We start from the raw sequence: 21,299 nt of genomic DNA, 5'->3' as shown, positions 1-21,299 counted from the left end.
GCTCGCGAAACGTGACGACACATGATCGCCCCTCAAGGTAGAGCCGGGATGGGCGACACATACGACAAATCCGAATTTCGGTAAAGCGGAATATTTGCACGACAGCTGCTTGACAACCGCCGCCTACAAAAAGTCTTCAGGTGTTTTGCCCGTCGGGCAGCATGTCGCCGAAGTTAAGGGAAGGAAGCACCCGAGGCGGGCTCGTAACCTATTTCCTGCATATCTGCCCGGACTGCGCACCGAATCTCGCGACCGGCCGATCGAGTTGCCAAAGCTCCACATCGTGGCCGTCGACGAGTTTCCCAGCGCGAGTGATCGCGGATTCATCGTCGATGCAGTTCATATGAATCACGCCGATCGGTACGCTGTGTCGCCCCACGACAAGTGCACGATATGCTGGCATCCTGGCCTCCAAGATTGAGTGGCAGTTACGCGTCAGAACATGACGCCGGACAAATTTGAATTCGATGGGGATCGCATCGCCAGTTTCTAAGAGCGGCATAGTGGTCGCCCTGGTCCTATGCCGAACATATGCAATCAAACGCCGCGCGCCGAGATCATGGGATGGCTGAGGCCACGCATGGGGCGCGGCGAGGAGGCGTTCGTGCCGCACGGCACCCGCGATCCACTGTGCGCGTGCAGCGTAGAGAAAACCGCACAGCAGCATACAGGCGAAGCCCAACACACGGCCTTCCCTGCACGGAATCTCAGCTCCATTCTGGGCGGCGCATTCGAATCTGGTTCCTATTGATTCAGATCAACGGCGAGCCGTAAGGCGCCATGTCACGTTGTGTCGGTGATCGCTCTACAGGGAGAGAACGACATGACAAGAAATGTTAGGCTTCTTGGATTGATCGTGACTGCTGCGCTCTTTACGACAGCTCCGTTGTCGCTCCATTACTCGCCGGCGAAAGTGCTATCCGTATCCCTCGACAATGCCGAGGCGAGAGTTGGGCGACCACTCACACCGATGAGCGTAGCTGGCGTTAATCGCAGGGTGCATCGGCGAGCTTACTATGGTGCGGCAGCGGCAGGAGCAGCGGCTTACGGAGCGTATGGCTACCGCAGGGCTTGTGGCTACTATCCCTATCCGCCCTGCTATTGAGGCTCGTCGCCGGCTTACTGCGACTAGAAAATTGACGAGCTCGATGAACAGGGCGCATGAGAGGCGCAAAGCTGCGGCTGGAGCGTCATCACTGACGTTCGACCAAATCAGGACTGAGGATATTCGCCTCAGTCCGGGTAACGGTGCTAATCGCCAGCTGTCGACGAGCGCCGACGGCTAATGCGCAGCGGAGGCTCCGGCGAGCGGCCACGAGCCCGCGCCGTCGCCTGCATCCTGCAGTTGAGGTATCGCCATGCTCTGTCCCTCTACGGCGGAGCCGAGGCAGGGCGTCCAGCTAAAGGCGCACCGACCACTAAGGCGCGCGCCTCGATCATCGACCTTGCGGCGAGTTAATCTGCCTTACCAGAAAGATATTTGCAGCGGCGCGTGTTCTGCGGTTGACCGTGGTGTTTCCTTCGAAGCGTGGCCTCCTCGCCGCACGAGGGGTCTCTAGTGGAGGAAACACTCGGCCCGGAGCCCCCCCCGGTCCCTCCGGGCCGTTTTCCCTACGGTCATGTCCCGGCATCCGCCGTCCGCGCACCGATTGCGGCTCGATAGCGACGGAGCGTTGACTAGCATAGGGTACCCCCCTATCTTATTGGCATGTCGCACACGATCAAGCACAAGTCGAAGCTCATCGGACGCGTCCGGCGCATCAAGGGACAGCTTGAGGCTGTCGAGCGCGCGCTCGAATCCGAGATCGGTTGCGCCGATGTCCTGATGCTGGTGGCTTCGGTGAAAGGCGCGATCAGCGGGCTCACCACCGAGCTGCTGGAAGATCACATCCGCCACCACGTCGTGGATCCCGTGCACGAAAAGGATCCGGAGAAGGCCAAGGGCGCCGCCGACCTCATCGACGTCGTCCGAACCTATTTGAAGTGAAGAGATGACCGATCTGTCGCAACTGCTCCAGCAGAGCAGCGCACACGCATGGCTGTTCGTTCCCAGCGCCATCCTGCTCGGCGCGCTGCACGGCCTCGAGCCCGGTCATTCCAAGACCATGATGGCAGCGTTCATCATCGCCGTGAGGGGGACCGTGCTTCAGGCCGTACTCCTCGGCCTATCGGCGACCATCTCCCATACCGCCATCGTTTGGGCGATCGCGCTCGCAGGGCTCTACTTCGGCCGGGAACTGTCCGGCGAACGCAGCGAGGCCTATCTGCAGATGGCGTCCGCCGTCATTATCATCGGCATCGCCGGCTGGATGGTCTGGCGCACATGGCGGGAGCAGGACGACGAGCATGACCATCACCACCACGACGAGCCGCAATCCATCTCGCTCGCCGGGTTATCGCTCTCGCTGGAGGTCTTTGAAGACGGTGTGCCCCCTCACTGGCGGATCCGGAGCGAGAACGGCGCGCTCCCGCCTGCCGGCGACATCCGGGTGACGACGATCCGCGAGGACGGCGCGGAACAGACTTTTGCGTTCATCGCCCGGGATGGATACCTGGAAAGCGTCGAGGAGATTCCGGAGCCGCACGCGTTCAAGGCGCGCGCCGCGCTCGCCGGCGACGCCACCGAGCTTTTGTTCGAAGAGCACGACCACGACCACATGGATCTCGGCGAAGCGGACGACGCTCACGCGCGCGCCCATGCGGTCGACATCCACAAGCGCTTCGCCGGACGCACGGCCACGACTGCGCAAATCGTCCTCTTCGGTCTCACCGGTGGACTGATCCCCTGCCCCGCTGCGATCACCGTGCTGCTGCTGTGCATTCAGTTGAAGCAGTTCAGCCTTGGCTTCGTCCTGGTGCTGTCCTTTGGCGTCGGGCTGGCGATCACGATGGTGTCGGCAGGCGTTCTGGCTGCACTCAGTCTGCGGCACGTCGAACGACACTGGGGCGGCTTCAGCCGCTTCGCCCACCGCGCGCCCTACGTATCGGCAGCCTTGATCGTCTTCGTCGGTCTCTACACCGGGTGGACGGGCCTGCACGAAATCATTTCGTGACCGAAGCAGCGGACCTGCGTCCGCTGCTTCGGTCACCCCTTCGTGCTGGCAGTCTGGTCGAGCGCGGCGCGCAGGCCCTTGGCGAGTTTGATCGCGTCGTCATTGGCCCAGAAATGCATGAAGAAGAGCCGCGGCTGCTCGTCCAGCATGTGGCTGTGCAGTGCGGTCACTTCGATGCTGTTCGCGCGCAGCGCCGCAATCACCGGGTTCACCTCTTCGCCCGACAGAACGAAATCGCCGGTGATGGCGGCCTTGCCGCCGCCGGTCGGCTGGAAGTTGATACCGGTCGCAACTCCCATCGGCCCGACCGGACTCAAGGGCATGCCGCCTTCGCTGATGGGATCCCGGCGCGGCACGGTGAACGCGTAGACGCCGCCATTGGCCTGTCCCTTGACGCCCATGATCTGATCGAGCTGCGCCGTGTCGAGGTCGACCGCGGGCGGCGGGCTGGACGGCGCTGCAACGGTCAGCGGCGTCTTGCTCTCGGCGAGTGAAACGTGGATGGCCGAGGCCAATGTGGCGGGATCGCCGTGACCGGCAACATGCATGTAGAACGTCGCCGGAGTGGCGCGCAGCAGATGATTGTGGACGGCGGTGATCTGGAGCCCGCTCGCGATCATCTTCGCCATCACTGGATTGATCTCGGCTTCCAGCAGGACGAGGTCGCCCATGATCATGGCGCCGCCATGCGCCGGCTTGAACGCGACCCAACCGCCGAGCGCCAAGGTCGGCTTGATCGTCACCCCGTCCAACGTCACCGAGAGATCAGTCCGCGGGAAGCCGTAACGATGCACGTCGCCAGAGACGGCCGGCTTCCGGCCTAACGTCTCGTCGACCTTCTGCCAATCGACATCCTGCGCACGGGCTGTCGAGACGAACGCCTCAGACGGTAATCCGAGTAGGCAAACGGCGATTCCGATCCAGGTCCAGATTGTTCTTCTCATCGCACGCTCCTAAACCTCAGTTTCGCTCTTTGATTTGGCCGCTGCTGTCGACGACAAGCCGCACTTCCTTGCCGCTTTTTACTGCCCTGACGGTCGTGCCTTCGGCCGTCGACTTGATGTCGCTGACCTGCGAGTAACCAGCTGCCTTGAGCTTGGCGATGAGTTCTTCCTGGGTCAGGGCATGAACCGGTGACAGTGCTGCAGTTGCCGCCAACAAGACCGCGGCTCGATGGATCGTTTGTATTCGCATCCTCATTCTCCTGGTCGTGTCCCGCCCCAGGTGAAGTGGTGTCGCCCGCTCACGCGAGCACCCGAGCGCATAGAAATGCGCACGGTACTCGTGGGCACTGGCACGATGCAGTGCGGATCACCTGAGAGGCGCTCGTTGATGCGCATGCCAACGAGCGCCGGCGCATTCGCCGGTCGAGACAATCTGTCGAATGAAACGGAATGTATGAGTTGGACATGCTGCGCCCTTGGTGATCAGGACGCGATTCTTGGGCATGTCGCCTCACGGGGAGATCGCACATCCCCGATGCTACAAATAGAAGCCCGGGGGACTGAGCTGTCAACCCGCGCGCGCCCAAGACGCCCTCGAAAACCTCGAAGGCTCGTCACAAAGATTTCACCGATCGAATGGAACGAAGTCGCGCCACGGACCGTCTCACCGGCTTGTGGGTGCCCGCCCATAAATGTTCTGAGGAAAGGCGCGAGCCAGCCCACAACTCAAAATCGGCAGTGAACGCCAGCCCTCAGACGGCGCGATTCTGTCAACCGCAGTTCGCTTCGCCCGCCTGCAGGATCACGCAGTCCGGCGCGGCACTGCCGCTGCATGTCGCCTCACCTCCACGGACCAGCGCGGTCACCGTCGCCTCCAGCGCACGCAGCTCCGCGATCTTCTTCCTGATCGATCCGAGATGCTTCTCCGCATACGCCTTCGTTTCGCTGCACGGCAGTCGCCGCTGAACCGATGCGAGGAGTCTCGTCGATCGAGAAGTCGAGCTCACGGCAGTGCCTGATGAGGCTGCAACCGCGTTTTTCGCCGGTGTCAGGCAGCAGCCCTGGACGCGATCACCTGCCGCATATCCGCAGCTAGCTGGCGGTATTGCTCCCCGAGCCTCAGGTAAAACTCGCGCTTCTTGCTGTCGGTGGCGAGCTTGGCAATCAGCTCGCATTCGGCGGTGAGTGTCTCGAACCGCTCCAGCCTGTCCTCAAGTTCTGTCATTGGCGTGTCCCCATCAAACGCCTCAAGGACACTCAACCTAAGCCCGGGAAATAGGTCACGGCCAACATCGTTATGAGGTAGAAGCGTTTTTGTTCAAAAAACACACGCGCTAACCGCGCTGCTCTGCGGGACCGGTAGGATATTGACGCGGACCATGGTCACGCGCGAACGCATTGGGCGGTGTGCCCTGATGTCGGAGGAGTAGCCGGAGCATCTGTCGCCTCGGACGATGGTAGACGACTAAGGCAACCGCGGTGACGGTTTGTTTTGCGTCACCGCAGAGCGTTCGCAGCTCGTGGGCTATCCTGGCGTGCGGGAGGCCGGCGCAGTCGAACTCGACCTCGACGACATTGCACGGCTTCACGCGTTGCGGCGGCGATTCCTCCTCCATGCTTCCTGGGAGCGCCGACCTGGGCGGGCGAGTCGCGCGGCGCGGCGCGAACGCCTTCGCTCGCGCGACGTCCGCAAGCACGCAGCGGCCTCGCGCGACATCAATCCGCTCACAACGACAGACTGCATCGAATTTTTCAGCGCGCAGACGTTGTTTCCGTCTCGCTGTGGCGCGCATGTGACATACGGCCGCATCGCACTCGGATATGCAAGTGCCACACGCACGAGCGAAACAACGAGGCTGGGATGCTCAAGAAAACTCTGTTCGCCATTCTCACGATTGGAATGTGCACCGTGACGTCTGCGATGGCCGCCGACATGCAAGCCGCGTACAAGGCGCCGCCAGCAGCACGGGTCTACTCGTGGACGGGATGCTATCTGGGCGGTAATGGCGGGGGCGCGCGCGCCAACAATGACTTCGCGCCGCTCAGCGGAGTGGCTCTCGACACCGTCCGCAGCAACGGCTGGTTCGGCGGCGCGCAAGCCGGCTGCGACTACCAGGTCGGCTCCTGGGTGTTCGGCATCGGCGGTCAATTCGACTGGGCCGACATGAAGGGCACTGCGCTCGTCCTTCCGCCCGGAGGGACCGCAGGTCTGCAACTCACATCGAAGCTCGATCGCTTCGCGACCGCAACGGGGCGGATCGGATACGCCTTTGATCGCGTGCTGATCTACGCGAAGGGCGGCGCGGCATGGGCCCATTTCCAGCACGATATCGGCGCCTTCGATTCCGTCACCAACACCATCACGCCTGCGCTGACGGGAGGACAGAACGTCGCCGGGTTCGTCGTGGGCGGCGGCTTCGAGTTCGCGCTTCTTCCCAACCTGTCGTTCATGGCCGAGTACAACTATCTCGACTTCGGCACCAACGGCGTGCAGACGGGCTGCGTTACGGGTGGTTGCGGTGGCGGCGGCGGAGCCGGGCTGACCTTCGACATCCGCCAGAACGTCCACCTCTTCACGCTCGGCCTGAACTATCGCTTCAACCTCGGCGATGCCGGCGCCGTTGTCGCAAGGTACTGACGGCTCATCGCCCAATAGAAGCGCTCGAGGCGCGCTTCTGCCGGTCAGGCTGGACAGGCGGCACTTCACGCCCGTCCAGCCTGCGCGCCGGATCCGACGACACCGCGCGACATTGCAGGTCGGCGCCGTCCGAGGCTGCTTCCTGGCCATACGCATCCAGATTGGCGCCGGACACACGGCGAAGTCGCGGCTTAAGGTCGACCTCTCTGGCGCTGCGCCTAGGACGGCAAGGACGGCTATTTCTGCTCCAGCCGCCAGGCGCCGTCCCAACCTGCGTCCGGTGGATTAGCCTCGAACTGCGCGATGCGGGCGAGCAGCGTGCGCGAGGGACCGTCACCAGGGACGGCTTCGAGCGCGGCGTTGAATGCCGTGCGCGCCTCGTCGAAGCGCTGTGCGCGATAAGCGGAGAGGCCTTCGGCATAGTGCTCGCGCAGGCTCTCCTGAGGTACGCTGAGCCCGTGCGCCTTGCTCATCACCTCGAAAATCGCTTGCGGCACGCTCTGGCCAACGACCGTCAGGCGATCGATCTCGCGCAGCTCGCAAGCCGAGCCGATCGCGTCGGCAGTTGCCTGTGAGATCAGGATGCGGGTGCCATAGATCTTGTTGACGGCCTCTAATCGGGAGGCAAGGTTCACGGCATCGCCCATCACGGTAAAGCTCATCATCAGCTCGGAGCCGATGCTGCCGGTCAGGACCTCGCCGGTGGCTATGCCGATCCGCAAGTCGCACGGCGCTGGCATGGCGCGGATGCCGAGCAGGTCCGGCAATTGCTTCTGCAGCGCGGGCACCTGGTCGGCCATGTCGATGGCGGCGAAGCACGCGAACAGCGCCGGCTCGTCCTCCTCGATGAAGGGCGGGCCCCAATAGGCCATGATGGCGTCGCCGATATATTTGTCGATGACGCCGCGATTGTTCCTGATCGGCCCGGACATCACCGTGAAATAGTGGTTCATCACCTTGACGAGACCACGTGGGGTCATGCCCTCGCTCATCGAAGTGAAGCCGCTCATGTCGCAGAACATGATGGTCATCACCCGGCGCTGGCCGTCGATGGCGACCTCCGGCCGGTCGATCAGCCCCTGCACCACCTTCGGATCGATGTAGCGGCCGAAGGTCTCGCGGATGCGCTCGTTGTGGCGCAACTGCTCGATCATGCGGTTGAAAGCAGCGGCAAGCTCGCCGATCTCGTCCTGGGTCGAGACGGTGATGGTCTTGTCGAAGCGGCCCGCCTCGACCTCGCGGGTGCCGGCCAGCAAGAGGCGCACCGGGCGCGTGATGCCGCTGGAGACCAGGAGCGCGAAGGCGAATCCGACGACCGCTGCGAGCAATGTCACGACACCCGAAATGATGATCGCTTGATGCTGGCGCCCGATCACTTGCGATGTGCTGACGAAGACCTGCTTCAACATGTCGGCTCGGATGGCGTCGATCTTCTGGTTGAACTGATCGCGTATGGCGTCGATATGCTCCAGCGTGCCACGCGCTTCCGCCATCTGCTTGGCATCGACCTGCTTGACCAGTTTCGCGTGGTCCTCGTTCATGTCGTGGCGCAGATTGGAGACGGCGGTCTCGATGCGGGCGTCGATCCGCGCCAGCGCGGCATTGTCGGACGGCGTCCTGGTATCGTCGATGATCGCGTTGATGAGCTTGCGCGCGGCCGAAGTCTCCTCCTCGATCTTGCGGTCGGCGTCCTCGAATTCATGCAGGCGCGCCGCATAGGCCTCCTCGTCCGAGGACTCCTGCATCTTCATCATGACCATCCGCCGCAGCGCCACCGACCGTTCCAGCGAGCGGATGTTGGCCCGCGCCAGGTCGCCGTAGGCCGGGATGTAGCGGTTGGTCAGCTCATCGAGCAGGACGCCGACCTGGCTCGACATCACCATCGACAGGATCGAGGTGACCAGCATCAGGACGATCAATCCGAGGGCGATGCCGACGATCTTGCGCCGGATCGACTGGTTGAAAAGCGGCATAGGTACGGGGCAAAGGGCTAGAAGGACCGGTCGGGAACTCAATATACCGGATTTCGCCGCGGGAACACACGCAATCTGGCCGTTTGCGGTGTCCCGGGCCGCGCACAACCGTCGCGCGAGTCTTTTTCGTTAACAAAAGATCAAAGACGCTGCCTTTTCGGCCCTTTCGGAAGTTCCCGAATTCCCATCCGTATTTTGCCGCATTCTTGCGGGAGCGTGACCAATCCGAAGCGATGCCGTGCCATCATCCTTGGCATCGTCCTTGATTCTCAAGCCGCATGTCGTTGCGGACCTTGGTTTGTAGTGGTTTCGCAGGGGGACCATGGAATGAACCAGTGCCTACGCTCGCTCGCGTGTGTCGTTGCCGTGGCCGCAATGGCCTTCCTACCCACCGAATTGGCAGCGAAGAGCAATCACAAATCGTCCGCGTCGAAGAAGACGCATGAAGCCAAAGCCAGCGGCAAGGCCGGCAAGCAGCGCCATGCCGCGGCCAAGTCGCGCCACGGCAAACATGCCGAGGCCAAGCGCAGGTCGAAGAAGCCGGACGACGAGTCCTCGGACAAGCCGGCGCCGCCGCCGCTCACCGGCGACCTCGCCGCGCTCAAGGACGCCATCGATCTCGCGCGCAAGGGCAAGACCGACGACGCGAGCGCAGCGCGCGACCGCATCGCCGATCCCGCCGGGCAGAAACTCGCCGACTGGTTCATGCTGCGTCACTCCGAGAGCACGGCGAGTTTCAAGCGCTATGCCGCCTTCCTCGCCACCAATCCGGACTGGCCGAGCAGCGCGCTGCTGCGCCGGCGCGCCGAGGCACGGCTGTGGCAGGAGAAGAGCGACGCGGCCACCGTGCACAAGTTCACGATGGACCGGCCGACCAGCGCCAAGGGAAAGTTCGCGCTCGCGCGCGTGCTGCTCGCCGAAGGCGAGACCGACAGGGCCGCGCGGCTCGTGCGCGAGGCCTGGCGTACGGACGAACTGTCCGAGCGTAGCGAGGAGGAATCCTACGAGGCGTTCCGCGATCTCCTGACCGCCGACGACCATCGCGCGCGTATGGACAAGCGCCTCGGCGCCAAGGACTACGCCGGCGCACGGCGCGCAGCCAAGCATCTCGGCGAGGACGCGCTCGCGATCGTCAAGGCCTGCTCCGCGGTCACCGGCAAGGCCGACAAGGCCAAGGACTATCTTGAGGACGTGCCGGCAGAGGCGCGCCGCGATCTCGGCTATGTGCTGTGCCGTGCACAGTGGCATCTCCAGAAGGACCGCATCGACGATGCGGCCGAGCTTATTTTGGCCGCCGCGCCCGACACCATGGCGGCCCAGGATACCGACGCCTGGTGGCGCGAGCGGCGCCTGCTAGCGCGCAAACTGCTCGACCAGGGCAAGTCCAGGACCGCCTACGACGTGGTGCGCACGGCAGCCGTGCCGGCGATGGAGGTCTATCGCATCGACTATCACTTCATGTGCGGCTGGATCGCGCTGCGCTATCTCGACGATCCCAGGATGGCGATGGTCCACTTCGCCGCAATCGACGAGGGCTCGGCCAATCCGATCGCTCTGTCGCGGGCGCATTACTGGCGCGGCCGCGCCGCCCAGGCCATGGGGGCGACCGCCGACGCACGCGTGAGCTACCAGGCCGCAGCGCGCTATCCCACCGCCTATTACGGCCAGCTGGCCCGCGCAAAACTCGGGCTCGACCGGATCGAGCTGCGCCCGCCCTCACCCGTGCTGGCCGCGGCCGATACCCCCGATGAGCGTGTGCGCGCCGCCGACATGCTCTACGGCATCGGCGAGCGTGACGTGGTGTTCTACTACGCCGAGGATTTTGCCAAGGAGAGCAGCGACGTCGCGGCGCTCGAAGCGCTCGGCGAGCTCGCCGGCCGGCGCAACGATGCACGCGTGATGCTGGAGGTCGGCAAGTCGGCTCTGGCGCGCGGGCTAGCGCTCGACCACTACGCCTTCCCGACCATCGGCATTCCCGAGCACAAACAGGTCGCGCCCGCGATCGAGACCAGCGTGATCTACTCGGTGGCGCGCACAGAGAGCTCGTTCGACCAGCGCGACAAGTCGTCTGCCAATGCAGTCGGATTGATGCAGGTCACGCCGGAAGCGGGCCGCGACACCGCAAAGCGCTTTGGCCTGACCTACGACTGGGACAGGATGGTCTCCGACCCCGTCTACAACACGCAGATGGGCGCCGCCGAACTCAGCGCGCTGCTGTCGGAATATCGCGGCAACCAGATCATGACCTTCGCCGGCTACAATGCCGGCCGCGGCCGTGTCCGCGAATGGGTGCAGGCGCGTGGCGACCCCAGGGATCCCAATGTCGATCCGGTCGACTGGGTGGAGCGCATCCCGCTGTCGGAGACGCGCAACTACGTCCAGCGCGTGATGGAGAACGTGCTGGTCTACCGCGCACGGTTCGAGGGCAGCAGCGTGGTCGCCGCGAAATCCGAGCAGCGCGTCACGACGCAGGAAGTGAGTACGGCGCCGACGGTATCGGCCGCAGCCCCCTCGCCCTAGCTTCGCAAACGCCGGGGCTGGACGCGGCGCGAAGCTCGACGCGGTGACTGCGGCCGACGGGACTGCGCGGCCTGCATCGTTCAGCTAGCCGTCACCTCCTTCCATGGTCAGAAGGTCGTGCGCGCGCAGATACGCCTCGGTCAGTGAGCGCGAGAGCGCGCCCATCTGCATCATCCAGCTCCAGCTCGAAATGGCCGCGAGCACCGTGATCGCCTCGAGCGAGCTATTGTGGGGCCAGAGCATTTCCATGGCCGTCTCCTGATATCGACGGTAGCAATCATAGTCGCAGTATCGCTGTTGCGTGGACACACGCCGGAGGTAACTCGCGCCCAGCGGCCGGGCGCAGGCGCCACAGGTGACGCCGTGGCGAGGTCGCTCCTGATTGACGAGCATGAATCTCAACGTAGTGTCCTTCCCTGTCGAAAGTCGCGTCCGTCGATCATCTCGACCGCCTGTCTGTTCAAGACGCTGCTCGCGCGCGGCCCCCGATCAACGACACTGTTTCGTGATGGAGCGCGTAGCATTCGTGGTCGCAATAGGGCAGCAGCGTGCTCACGTCGCGCAGATAACCGCCGCTGATCTCCTCGCAGCACCATAGACAGAACGTCTTGCGGAAAGGGGTTCTGCCGTTCACCAGTATGAACCTCATGTCGCACCTCCCAGCGCGAAGCAGTAGACCGTGTCGACCGGAGAGGCGGACGGCGGCGGCGCGCAAAGATGGTTGCGGCCGTCAGGATTGTCTCTGTTTCGCTCTACCTTCTGGGACGGGATCAGGATGTACTTCCCGTCTTCCCGGCGCCGTGCGTAGATCTTGCCGTCGACGTAGCGTATCTCGGTCGGGTAGCAATCCGCGTTGTTGCAGCAGCTCAGCACCGGGTTGTCGGGCATGTGCCAGCTCGAATAGAACTTCTCGTGCAGGAGCTGATCCTGCGGCGGATGGTGACGATGTGCGCCATCCTGCCCAACCTCCTCGGCCTCCACCCCTGTCATCAGGGGAAGCGGCAGCGCCATCGCCAAGAGGAGCTTGCAAGCACAGTTCACAACGCAACCTCCTGATTCAGAGTTGTCGAACGAAGCGGCCCCCGAGGCAGGTCCTCACGCCGCCTGGAATCGGAACAGCCACCGACGGTCGCGTTCGCGGCGCGCCTTGAAGCGGCCGAGGCATTTCCTCGAGCAGAGCGGAGTTCGCCAGGAATAGTATCGGATCAGGCCAAACTTCCCGCCACAGACGGCGCAGCCTTTTGCGGCAGAACGGCGCTCGGAGTGTTCAGGGCTATCGCACATCGTCCTCTCCACTTGGCCTCTTATGGGTCCTGGCTTCCCTCGTGCGCTAATGCACGGTCACCACGTTCGTCACGGAAAATGCGGCTTCCCAATCGTTCCCTGCCAAGCCATCCGGCAAGTCAGGGCGGTGGTGGAGGCAGAGCCGTCTCCCAGGTGCAGCAGAGCGGCTAACGGGCGGCTTGTGCTCCGCAATCGACTCCACTCGATGACAGTCAGGCTAGTCTGCATGCAACGGATCGCTCAATTGTACGGAGGTAAATGCGCGGTAAAACTAGGGATGCGCGACCTATACGCAGGTATGTCCTGTAGCTTTCCGGACTTTCACCAGGGCTGCGCAACGAGATGGCGCAAGGCTCGCAAGCTGCACGGCAACCGCGAGTTTCGGACGTCCGACTTTGGTCGCAGGCAATTGCCCCTGTTGTTGCGAAGTGCTCTACTTACTACGACTCCAGCGAGCCGGGACGCCTGCGATGATGCCTGGCCAGATCGCAAAGTTCGGGAATTCGGCCGCACAATTCCTCCTCGGCGGCCTTGCGGCGCTTCGGTCATTCGGCAACGGAGAGAAGGATAGGCCCGCGGTCGGAGGCGACTCGCGGCAGGACATCGAGTTGCGCGACGCCGTGAAGCAATGGCGCGAAGTGTTCGAGCACAATCCGGTCATGTACTTCATGGTCGATCCGGCCGGAACGGTGCTCAACGTGAATACATTTGGCGCCGCACAACTGGGCTACACGACAGCCGAGCTGATCGGCCAATCCGTGCTGAACGTCTTCTTCGAAGAGGACCACGACACGGTCCGGCGCTCCGTCGCGTTGTGCCTGGATACCCTGGACCAGTCGCACACCTGGGAGATTCGCAAGATCCGGAAGGACGGCTCGGTCCTCTGGGTCCGCGAAAACGCCAAGGCCATGCTGCGCGGCGACGGCACGCCGATCCTGCTGGTCGCTTGCGAAAACATCACCCAGCGCAAGGAGGCGGAGGATGCGCTGCGGCGGAGCGAGGCGAACCTGGCCGGGGCGCAGGAGTTGAGCCACACCGGCAGCTTCGTCTGGAGAGTAGCCACCGGCGAGATCATCTGGTCGAAGGAGAGTTCTCGCATCTTCCAATTCGACGAGTTGACGAAGCCCTCGATCCAGCTCCTGCTCGAGCGCATTCACCCAGGGGATCGCGCAGCCGCCCAACAAAAGGCCTTTCAGGCAGCCCACGAAGGCAAGGATTTCGAAAATGAGTACCGGCTGCTGCTGCCCGATGGCTCGACGAAATACCTCCATTCGGTGGCTCGGGCGACGAGGGACGCGAACGGATCCATCGAGTATGTAGGGTCGACGGCGGATATCACGGCGGCCAAGGAGGCTGAACGAAAGCTTCGTGAGAGCGAGCAGCGCTTCCGTGACTATGCCGAAACCGCATCCGATTGGTTCTGGGAGACCGGACCGGACCACCGGATCACCCTCATCGCAGAACATCCCGACACTGCTGGAACAGTTCCATCCGGCGTGATCGGCATGGCTCGCTGGGATATCGCGCCTGAGGTCGAGCTCGAACCGGAAAAATGGCAACAGCATCGGGCCACACTCGACGCTCACCTCCCCTTTCGCGACCTGGTGTACCGCACCAAAGACAACAACGGGTGTCCGATTTATGTCCGCACCAGCGGCAAGCCGTTCTTCGACGCCACCGGCGATTTCCTCGGTTATCGCGGCGTCTGCACCGACGTGACCGCGGCGATCCGCGCCGAACAGGCCGAAGAGGCGCTGCGCAAGGCGCAAGCCGAGCTCACCCATGTCACGCGCGTCACGACGCTCGGCGAACTCACCGCCTCGATTGCCCATGAAATCACCCAACCGCTCGCCGCCGCGATCTCCAATGCGGACGCCTGCATCGGCTGGCTCGACCGCGAACCTGCCGATCTGAAGGCCGCGCGCCGTTCCGCGGAATGGATTATCGAGGACGCCAATCGGGCCAGCGAAGTGATCCGCCGGATCAGGGCGCTTGCGAAGAAGACCGAGATCGAGGTGGCTCCACTCGACATCAATCAGGTCGTCATGGAGGCAATGGCCCTCGTTCGGCGCGAACTCGCCACCCATGCCGTGTCGGCCAGAATGGAGTTGGCGTCCGACCTGCCAAGGATTTGCGGCGACCGGATCCAGCTCCAGCAGGTGCTGATCAACCTGGTCATGAACGGGATCGAAGCCATGCAGGCCAATGTCGACCGGCCGCGCGAGCTGGCGATCCGCTCCAGCCGGGCGGACGAGGACGGCGACGCCCGCCTCCTCCTCACCGTGACGGATCGCGGTGTCGGCCTTGGCAAGGACGTGACGGACCGCATCTTCACACCCTTCTTCACCACGAAATCGGACGGCCTGGGGATGGGACTCTCGATCTGCCGATCGATCATCGAGGCGCACGCGGGCCGGCTTTCGGCCTTTCCCAATGACGGAGGCGGTGCAACATTCCAGATCGCGCTGCCCTTGCCGGACAAGGACACGCCGTGACCGACCACGCCAAGCCGACACGGGCGAGCGCCGATGATCCGATCGTCCGGATCGTCGATGACGATCCGTCGATGCGGCGCGCGCTGACCAATCTCTTCCAATCGGTCGGCCTCGGGGTTGAGGCCTTCGGCTCGGCGGCGGAGGTCATGGACGCCAAACCGCCGGCGGTCCCCAGCTGCCTCGTGCTCGACATTCGCCTGCCGGGCTCGAGCGGCCTCGACCTTCAGGCGGACCTCGCCAAGGCCAACATTCACACGCCCATCATCTTCATCACCGGTCATGGCGATATTCCCATGACCGTCAGGGCCATGAAGAGCGGCGCCGTCGATTTTCTGACCAAGCCGGTGCGCGACCAGGACATGCTGGATGCGGTGCAGGCTGCGATCGAACGGGATCGCAAGCGGCGCGATGAGGAGAAGTCGGTCTCGGGTGTTCGGTCCCGCTTCGAGAGCCTGAGTGCGCGCCAGCGTGACATCCTCAGCTTGGTCACGGCCGGCCTGATGAACAAGCAGGTCGCGGCCGAGCTTGGATTGGCCGAGATCACCGTCAAGATCTATCGCGGGCAGATCATGCGGAAAATGGGTGCAAAGTCACTGGCCGATCTCGTCAGAATGACCGAGGCGCTCGGAATCCCACGCACAAAGGGACACCTGCAAACCTAAGTATGCTTTCCAATCACGCTCCGGAGGCCCACTTTCCGGTGGGCCGCGTCGCGGCCTAGCGGCTCCCCGACCAGGAGCGATCATATTGTCAGTGTCTTCGACTGTTTCCGTCATCGATGATGATCCGTCCGTTCGCCTTGCGACGAACAACCTCCTGACGTCGCGCGGATACACAGTCTGCACCTTTGGCTCCGCTCACGAATTTCTCCAATCGGCCGAATTGAGCGCCACTTCGTGTGTGATCACGGACGTGCAGATGGCGGTCATGAGCGGCATTGATCTGTTGATGCATATGCGTGACCTCGGGCACCTCACGCCCTTCATCTTCATGACGGCTTTTCCCGACGACGCCGTGCGCGACCGCGCGCTGAAGGCCGGTGCCATCTGCTTTCTCGCGAAGCCGTTCTCCACGCCGGTCCTGATTCAGTGCCTGGAGACGGCGCTGGCGGAGCCCGGGGACGCCACGATGTGATGCGGTCGCGCCGAGCCCTGCGGCTTTCTCACGATCAGGACGCCCCGCGTTGCGGCTGCGGCAAGGCGCTTTAGTCCACCTTGATGTTCGCCGCCTTGATAATCGGCCACCACTTTGCGATCTCGGCCTTCTGGCGGGCGCCGAGGGCTTCGGGGGTGAGCTGGTCCTTCGGCGTCATCTCCAGGCCCTGGCCTTCGAGCTGCTTCTTCACGGCGGGATCGTTCAGCGCTTCCACCGCCGCGGTATTGAGCTTGGCGACGATCTCCTTCGGCGTGCCCTTCGGCACCCACAGGCCCGACCACAGCGTCATGTTGAAGCCTTTCAGCCCCGCCTCCTCCGCGGTCGGAATCTCGGGCGCGGAGGACAGGCGCTTGTCATCGGTGATGGCGTAGGCGCGGATGGTGCCGGCGCGGACCTGGTTGATGGAGTTAGAGGTCTGGTCGATGATGACGTCGATCTGGCCGGCGATGAGATCGTTCAGCGCGGGGGCCGTGCCGCGATACGGCACGTATTGCAGCTTGATGCCGCTGACGCTCTCGAAATAGACGCCGGCGATATGGCTGCCCGAACCTGCGCCGGCGGTGCCGGCGGTCGGCGGCGACGGCCGCGACTTCAGCCATTCAATGAGCTCTTTCAGTGACGTCGCAGGGACGGCATTCTTGCTGACGACGATCATCGGGTTGCTCGGCAGCAGCACCACGGGCTCGAGATCAGCGACGAGGTCGTATTTGAGCTTGTAGACGGCACCGTTGGCAACGTGGGTGCCGAGATGACCGAAGGAGATGGTGTAGCCGTCCGGTGGCGATTGCACGGCGCGGCCGACGCCGATCGAGCCGCCCGCACCGGTGACGTTCTCGATCACCAGGGGCTGGCCAAGCGTCAAGCGCATGCGCTCGGCGAGCACGCGCGCCATTGCATCCGATGGGCCGCCGGCCGCGAATGGCACGATGATGGTGATGGGATGTGAGGGATAGTCGTCGGCGCGCGCGGCGCCTGCAACAGCGAGAATACCGATCAGCCCGGCCCAGATGGCCTTCTTCATTGTCTTCTCCCCAGCGATGTCATTGTTCTTTTTTGTCTCTTCCCGCGTACGGGAAGAGGGATCGTTCGTGAAGAGACGAAATGACGCGCCGGAGCGCGATCATCGCGCTCTGGCTCATCGGCCTTGCTTAGAACTGCGTGTAGTCGATCGGCTTGTGACGATCGAGCGTACGGGTGACCGGCGGCAGCGGGTACTTCAGGCCGGTCGCGCAGTTGAACAGCATGACGCGGTCGGTCTTGCTGACCCGGCCGTCGGCAAGGCTTTCCTTGTAGGCGGCGTAGGTGGCGGCGCCTTCGGGGCACAACAACAGCCCCTCCTCGCGCGAGACCTCGTTCAGCGCCGACGAGATCTTGTCGTCGTCGACCGCAATCGCAAAACCCTTGCTCTCGCGCACGGCGCGCAGGATCAGGAAGTCGCCGATCGCCTGCGGCACGCGGATGCCGGAGGCGATGGTGTGGGCGTCCTCCCAGCGCGTTGCGTGCTCGGTGCCGGCGTCATAGGCGCGCACCATCGGCGCGCAGCCCGAGGCCTGCACAGCGACCATGCGCGGGCGCTTCGAGCCGATGAAGCCGATCTTCTCGAGCTCATCGAAGGCCTTCCACATGCCGATCAGGCCGGTGCCGCCGCCGGTCGGATAGAAGATCACGTCGGGCACGTCCCAGCCGAGCTGCTCGGCGAGTTCGAGACCCATCGTCTTCTTGCCTTCGATGCGGTACGGCTCCTTCAGCGTCGAGGTGTCGAACCAGCCGACCTTGGCCTTGCCCTCGCCGACGATCTTGCCGCAATCGTCGATATAGCCGTTGACGCGGTAGACAGTCGCGCCCTGCAGCTCGATCTCACTGACGTTCACTTCCGGCGTATCGGCTGGGCAGAAGATCGTGGTCTTGATACCGCAGGACGTGGCGTAGGCCGCCAGCGCCGCGCCGGCGTTGCCGTTGGTCGGCATCGCCATGTGCTTGATGCCGAGCGCCTTGCCCATCGACACCGCCATCACGAGGCCGCGCGCCTTGAACGAGCCGGTCGGCAGGCGTCCCTCGTCCTTCACGATGATTTCGCCGCCACCGAGTTTTGCGCCAAGCTTCGGCAGCCGGATCAGGGGCGTGGTGACTTCGCCGAGCGAGACAATGTCCTTGCATTTGCGCACCGGCAGCAGCTCGCGGTAGCGCCACATATCGGCGGGACGCTGCGCCAGGGCATCCTTGGTCAGCGCCTTCTTCACGCCAGCGAGGTCGTAACGCACCAGCAGCGGCTTGCCGGCCTTCGAAAGATTGTGGACCTGGTCGGCGGCGTAGTGATCGCCTTCCATCGCGCATTCGAGATGGGTGACGAAGGTCGGGCGTTCGATGGTGAGGTTGTCGTTGTCCTGCATGGGTTGGTTTCCTTCTTATTCTGCAAACAGATCTCTTTGGTCGTCATTGCGAGCGCAGCGAAGCAATCCAGAATGCATCGGCGAAGACAGACTGGATTGCTTCGTCGCGGAGCCTGTCATCCGGCCCGCCGAAGGCGGGACCGGGTGGCTCGCAATGACGGCGGCGGCAGCGATCAAATATTCAGCACCCTTCCATATGCATCCAGCACGGCTTCCTTCATCATCTCCGACAGCGTCGGATGCGGGAACACCGTGTGCATCAGCTCTTCCTCCGTGGTCTCCAGATTCATGGCGACGACGTAGCCCTGGATTAACTCGGTGACTTCGGCGCCGACCATGTGGGCGCCAAGGAGCTGGCCGGTCTTCTTGTCGAAGATGACCTTGACCAGGCCCTGGTCTTCGCCGAGCGCGATCGCCTTGCCGTTGCCGACGAAGGGGAAGCGACCGACGCGGATTTCACGGCCGTTCTCCTTGGCGTTGGCTTCCGTCAAGCCGACCGAGGCGACCTGCGGATTGCAGTAGGTGCAGCCCGGGATCATGTTCTTGTCCATCGGATGCGGATGCAGGCCCTTGATCGCTTCGACGCAGATCACGCCCTCATGCTCGGCCTTGTGCGCCAGCATCGGGGGACCTGCGACGTCGCCGATGGCGTAGATGCCGGGGACGTTGGTCTTGCCGTAGCCGTCGATCACGATGCAGCCGCGGTCGGTCTTCACGCCGAGCTTCTCGAGGCCGAGATTCTCGATGTTGCCGACCACGCCGACGGCCGAGATCACGCGTTCGAACTCGGTCGTGACGGGCTTGCCCTTGCCGTCATCGATGGTGGCGACGACGCTGTCGGCCTTCTTGTCCAGCTTCGTCACCTTGGTCGAGGACATGATCTTCAGGCCCATCTTCTCGAAGCGTTTTCGAGCAAGGCCAGCGATCTCTGCGTCCTCCACGGGGAGAATTTGCGGCAGCACCTCGACCACAGTGACGTCGGATCCCATGGTGTGGAAGAAGGACGCGAACTCGATGCCGATGGCGCCTGAGCCGACCACCAGCAGCGATTTCGGAATCCGCTCCGGGATCATGGCCTCAAAATAGGTCCAGACCAGCTTCTGGTCGGGCTCGAGCCCCGGCAGCACGCGCGGCCGCGCGCCGGTCGCGACGATGATGTGCTTGGCCTGGTAGGTCCCTTCCCCAAGTGCGCCCTTCGGCGCCTCCACGTCGGACTTCTTCACGGTGACCTTGCCGGGCGCGTCGATCGAGGCGGCGCCCCAGATCACGCTCACCTTGTTCTTCTTCATCAGGAAGCCGACGCCGTCGTTGAGCCGCTTCGAGACACCGCGCGAGCGCTGCACCACAGCCTTCGGATCGAACGAGACCTTCTCGGCCGAGAGGCCGTAATCCTTGGCGTGCTGCATATAGTGATAGATCTCGGCCGAACGCAGCAGCGCCTTGGTCGGGATGCAGCCCCAGTTCAGGCAGATGCCGCCGAGATACGACTTCTCGACGATCGCGGTCTTGAAGCCGAGCTGGGCGGCGCGGATCGCGGTGACATAGCCGCCGGGACCGGAGCCGATGATGATGATGTCGAAAGACGTGTCGGCCATGGCGGCTCCCATTCAACTCAAACCGTTGCGCCGCGCGCGCGGCGTTTTGAAATGATCGACCTGACCAGCCACTCGATGACGCAGATCGAGGTCAGAATCGCAAAGCCGATGAAGGCGACTGGCTGGGCAATGCTGCGCGAGAGCTGTTCGCCGCTGAAGAACGCGTCGTGCAGCACTTCGGTGCCGATCGGGCTGACGAGGATGATGGTCGACAGCAGCATCGCGATCCAGGGCCAGCGTGTTCGCATTCAACCTGGTCCCTTCGCGCGACGTCAGACCATCATCATGACGGGGTTTTCGATCAGCTGCTTGAACGCGCCGATCAGCTCGGCGCCGAGCGCGCCGTCGATGGCGCGATGATCGCAGGACAAGGTCACGCTCATCATGTGCGCGATCTCGATCTTGCCGCCGCGCACGACGGGACGCTCCTCGCTGGTGCCGACCGCCAGGATCGTCGCGTGCGGCGGGTTGATTACGGCGGTGAAGTGGCTGATGCCGTACATGCCGAGGTTGGATACGGCCGTGGTACCGCCCTGGTATTCCTCAGGCTTCAGCTTGCGCGAGCGGGCGCGCGCGGCAAAATCCTTCATCTCGTTGGAGATGGTGGAGAGCGTCTTGGTCTCGGCCTTGCGGATGATCGGCGTGATCAGGCCGCCGGGCATCGCCACCGCGACGCCGACGTCGGAATGGTGATGCTTGACCATGCCGGACTCGGTCCAGCTCACATTGCAGTTCGGGATTCTCTGCAGCGCGACCGCCATCGCCTTGATGACGAAGTCGTTGACCGAGATCTTGTAGAGCGGCTTCTTCTCCTTGTCCTTCGGCGCGGCGGCGTTGATCTCCTCGCGCGCGGCGAGCAGCTTGCCGATGTCGCAGTCGATGGTGAGGTAGAAGTGCGGAACGTTCTGGATCGACGCGGTCAGGCGCTGCGCGATCGTGCGGCGCATGCCGTCATGCGGGACGATGTCGTAGGAGCCGGGCTCGAACAGCGAAAGAATCTGCTTGTCCGACATGGTCGGCGCGATCGAGGGCGCACCGGACGGCGCCGCCGGGGGTGCCTTGAGGCCCTTGCCGGACTTGGCCTGCTCGACGTCGCGGGCGACCACACGGCCGTGCGGGCCGGTGCCGGCGACCATCCCGACATCGATGCCGGCTTCCTTGGCGAGACGCCGCGCCAGCGGCGAGGAGAAGACGCGGCCGCCATGGCCGTTGCTCTGCGCGGCCGGCGCTGCAGCCTGCGGCGCAGGTGCGG

20 protein-coding genes are annotated in these 21,299 nt (G+C 63.6%); 7 read left to right on the top strand and 13 right to left on the bottom strand.

All coding sequences use genetic code 11. The annotated features are described in order from the left end of the window. Positions 1–1,708 precede the first annotated feature (1,708 nt). On the top strand, positions 1,709–1,987 hold the full coding sequence (locus tag AC630_RS32905; protein WP_074122603.1) for a metal/formaldehyde-sensitive transcriptional repressor: 279 nt from the start codon (positions 1,709–1,711) through the stop codon (positions 1,985–1,987). Between the two features lie 4 nt (positions 1,988–1,991). Beyond that, positions 1,992–3,053, top strand: a complete 1,062-nt coding sequence (locus AC630_RS32900; RefSeq protein ID WP_074122602.1) for a nickel/cobalt efflux transporter — start codon at positions 1,992–1,994, stop codon at positions 3,051–3,053. Positions 3,054–3,085: 32 nt separating this feature from the next. Here AC630_RS32900 and AC630_RS32895 read toward each other — a convergent pair whose 3' ends face one another. From AC630_RS32895 to AC630_RS45810, 4 genes are all read right to left on the bottom strand, one after another. Beyond that, positions 3,086–3,997, bottom strand: coding sequence for a DUF1259 domain-containing protein (locus AC630_RS32895; RefSeq protein WP_074122601.1), 912 nt, complete (start codon positions 3,995–3,997; stop codon positions 3,086–3,088). A gap of 16 nt (positions 3,998–4,013) precedes the next feature. Then, a complete protein-coding gene (locus AC630_RS32890) occupies positions 4,014–4,247 on the bottom strand; it encodes a PepSY domain-containing protein (RefSeq protein WP_074122600.1) in 234 nt (77 codons plus the stop codon). Between the two features lie 520 nt (positions 4,248–4,767). Further along, positions 4,768–5,004: a MerR family transcriptional regulator gene (locus AC630_RS32885; protein ID WP_074122599.1), complete on the bottom strand. Its 237-nt coding sequence runs from the start codon at positions 5,002–5,004 to the stop codon at positions 4,768–4,770. A 41-nt stretch (positions 5,005–5,045) separates the two neighbouring features. Further along, complete coding sequence (locus tag AC630_RS45810) at positions 5,046–5,222, bottom strand: hypothetical protein (RefSeq protein ID WP_167561324.1); 177 nt, start codon at positions 5,220–5,222, stop codon at positions 5,046–5,048. Between the two features lie 636 nt (positions 5,223–5,858). On the opposite strand from AC630_RS45810, the gene AC630_RS32880 reads away from it, so the two are divergent. After that, on the top strand, positions 5,859–6,635 hold the full coding sequence (locus AC630_RS32880; RefSeq protein WP_074122598.1) for an outer membrane protein: 777 nt from the start codon (positions 5,859–5,861) through the stop codon (positions 6,633–6,635). Positions 6,636–6,871: 236 nt separating this feature from the next. Here AC630_RS32880 and AC630_RS32875 read toward each other — a convergent pair whose 3' ends face one another. Further along, the gene (locus tag AC630_RS32875) at positions 6,872–8,608 is read right to left on the bottom strand and encodes an adenylate/guanylate cyclase domain-containing protein (protein WP_074122597.1); all 1,737 of its coding nucleotides are present in this window, start codon (positions 8,606–8,608) and stop codon (positions 6,872–6,874) included. 327 nt (positions 8,609–8,935) lie between these two features. Here AC630_RS32875 and AC630_RS32870 point away from each other — a divergent pair, with 327 nt between their 5' ends. Beyond that, entirely contained in the window at positions 8,936–11,128 is a 2,193-nt protein-coding gene (locus tag AC630_RS32870) for a lytic transglycosylase domain-containing protein (RefSeq protein WP_074122596.1), read from the top strand. 84 nt (positions 11,129–11,212) lie between these two features. Here AC630_RS32870 and AC630_RS47355 read toward each other — a convergent pair whose 3' ends face one another. The 3 genes from AC630_RS47355 to AC630_RS32855 form a co-directional block, all read right to left on the bottom strand. Next, positions 11,213–11,377 (bottom strand): hypothetical protein, encoded by a 165-nt coding sequence (locus AC630_RS47355; RefSeq protein ID WP_245330586.1) that lies wholly within the window; start codon positions 11,375–11,377, stop codon positions 11,213–11,215. A gap of 211 nt (positions 11,378–11,588) precedes the next feature. Beyond that, on the bottom strand, positions 11,589–11,777 hold the full coding sequence (locus tag AC630_RS45800) for a hypothetical protein (RefSeq protein ID WP_074122595.1): 189 nt from the start codon (positions 11,775–11,777) through the stop codon (positions 11,589–11,591). Continuing rightward, positions 11,774–12,139 (bottom strand): hypothetical protein, encoded by a 366-nt coding sequence (locus AC630_RS32855; protein WP_245330587.1) that lies wholly within the window; start codon positions 12,137–12,139, stop codon positions 11,774–11,776. Before AC630_RS32855 ends, AC630_RS45800 begins: the two co-directional genes overlap by 4 nt. Before the next feature lie 743 nt (positions 12,140–12,882). Here AC630_RS32855 and AC630_RS32845 point away from each other — a divergent pair. From AC630_RS32845 to AC630_RS32835, 3 genes are all read left to right on the top strand, one after another. Continuing rightward, positions 12,883–14,907, top strand: coding sequence for a PAS domain S-box protein (locus tag AC630_RS32845; protein WP_074122593.1), 2,025 nt, complete (start codon positions 12,883–12,885; stop codon positions 14,905–14,907). Continuing rightward, positions 14,904–15,569, top strand: a complete 666-nt coding sequence (locus AC630_RS32840) for a response regulator transcription factor (protein ID WP_074122592.1) — start codon at positions 14,904–14,906, stop codon at positions 15,567–15,569. The genes AC630_RS32845 and AC630_RS32840 overlap by 4 nt, the downstream gene beginning before the upstream one ends. 91 nt (positions 15,570–15,660) lie before the next feature. Next, positions 15,661–16,041, top strand: a complete 381-nt coding sequence (locus tag AC630_RS32835; RefSeq protein ID WP_143198498.1) for a response regulator — start codon at positions 15,661–15,663, stop codon at positions 16,039–16,041. A gap of 70 nt (positions 16,042–16,111) precedes the next feature. Here the strand turns inward: AC630_RS32835 and AC630_RS32830 are convergent, their stop codons facing one another. The 5 genes from AC630_RS32830 to AC630_RS32810 form a co-directional block, all read right to left on the bottom strand. Continuing rightward, positions 16,112–17,083 carry a tripartite tricarboxylate transporter substrate binding protein BugD gene (locus AC630_RS32830; protein ID WP_074122590.1) on the bottom strand — a complete coding sequence of 324 codons (972 nt, stop codon included), beginning with the start codon at positions 17,081–17,083 and terminating at the stop codon, positions 16,112–16,114. A gap of 127 nt (positions 17,084–17,210) precedes the next feature. Next, complete coding sequence (locus AC630_RS32825; protein WP_074122589.1) at positions 17,211–18,452, bottom strand: threonine synthase; 1,242 nt, start codon at positions 18,450–18,452, stop codon at positions 17,211–17,213. 173 nt (positions 18,453–18,625) lie between these two features. Then, entirely contained in the window at positions 18,626–20,047 is a 1,422-nt protein-coding gene (gene lpdA / locus AC630_RS32820) for a dihydrolipoyl dehydrogenase (RefSeq protein ID WP_074122588.1), read from the bottom strand. A gap of 17 nt (positions 20,048–20,064) precedes the next feature. Then, on the bottom strand, positions 20,065–20,295 hold the full coding sequence (locus AC630_RS32815) for a hypothetical protein (RefSeq protein ID WP_074122587.1): 231 nt from the start codon (positions 20,293–20,295) through the stop codon (positions 20,065–20,067). Between the two features lie 24 nt (positions 20,296–20,319). Next, on the bottom strand, positions 20,320–21,299 hold a 980-nt coding region (locus AC630_RS32810; protein WP_074122586.1), incomplete at its 5' end, for a 2-oxo acid dehydrogenase subunit E2.

It is taken from the genome of Bradyrhizobium sp. AS23.2 (genome assembly GCF_001908185.1).
Classification (GTDB): domain Bacteria; phylum Pseudomonadota; class Alphaproteobacteria; order Rhizobiales; family Xanthobacteraceae; genus Bradyrhizobium.
The sequence above is the reverse complement of the archived record's forward strand: the minus strand, read 5'-3'. Positions and strand labels throughout refer to the sequence as shown.

What these genes read in the sequence shown, in the direction of transcription:
- AC630_RS32905 (WP_074122603.1), top strand. Translation starts at nt 1,709, where the DNA reads ATGTCGCACACGATCAAGCACAAGTCGAAGCTCATCGGACGCGTCCGG.
- AC630_RS32900 (WP_074122602.1), top strand. Translation starts at nt 1,992, where the DNA reads ATGACCGATCTGTCGCAACTGCTCCAGCAGAGCAGCGCACACGCATGG.
- AC630_RS32895 (WP_074122601.1), bottom strand. Translation starts at nt 3,997, where the DNA reads ATGAGAAGAACAATCTGGACCTGGATCGGAATCGCCGTTTGCCTACTC.
- AC630_RS32890 (WP_074122600.1), bottom strand. Translation starts at nt 4,247, where the DNA reads ATGCGAATACAAACGATCCATCGAGCCGCGGTCTTGTTGGCGGCAACT.
- AC630_RS45810 (WP_167561324.1), bottom strand. Translation starts at nt 5,222, where the DNA reads ATGACAGAACTTGAGGACAGGCTGGAGCGGTTCGAGACACTCACCGCC.
- AC630_RS32880 (WP_074122598.1), top strand. Translation starts at nt 5,859, where the DNA reads ATGCTCAAGAAAACTCTGTTCGCCATTCTCACGATTGGAATGTGCACC.
- AC630_RS32875 (WP_074122597.1), bottom strand. Translation starts at nt 8,608, where the DNA reads ATGCCGCTTTTCAACCAGTCGATCCGGCGCAAGATCGTCGGCATCGCC.
- AC630_RS32870 (WP_074122596.1), top strand. Translation starts at nt 8,936, where the DNA reads ATGAACCAGTGCCTACGCTCGCTCGCGTGTGTCGTTGCCGTGGCCGCA.
- AC630_RS47355 (WP_245330586.1), bottom strand. Translation starts at nt 11,377, where the DNA reads ATGGAAATGCTCTGGCCCCACAATAGCTCGCTCGAGGCGATCACGGTG.
- AC630_RS45800 (WP_074122595.1), bottom strand. Translation starts at nt 11,777, where the DNA reads ATGAGGTTCATACTGGTGAACGGCAGAACCCCTTTCCGCAAGACGTTC.
- AC630_RS32855 (WP_245330587.1), bottom strand. Translation starts at nt 12,139, where the DNA reads ATGGCGCTGCCGCTTCCCCTGATGACAGGGGTGGAGGCCGAGGAGGTT.
- AC630_RS32845 (WP_074122593.1), top strand. Translation starts at nt 12,883, where the DNA reads ATGATGCCTGGCCAGATCGCAAAGTTCGGGAATTCGGCCGCACAATTC.
- AC630_RS32830 (WP_074122590.1), bottom strand. Translation starts at nt 17,083, where the DNA reads ATGAAGAAGGCCATCTGGGCCGGGCTGATCGGTATTCTCGCTGTTGCA.
- AC630_RS32825 (WP_074122589.1), bottom strand. Translation starts at nt 18,452, where the DNA reads ATGCAGGACAACGACAACCTCACCATCGAACGCCCGACCTTCGTCACC.
- lpdA (WP_074122588.1), bottom strand. Translation starts at nt 20,047, where the DNA reads ATGGCCGACACGTCTTTCGACATCATCATCATCGGCTCCGGTCCCGGC.
- AC630_RS32815 (WP_074122587.1), bottom strand. Translation starts at nt 20,295, where the DNA reads ATGCGAACACGCTGGCCCTGGATCGCGATGCTGCTGTCGACCATCATC.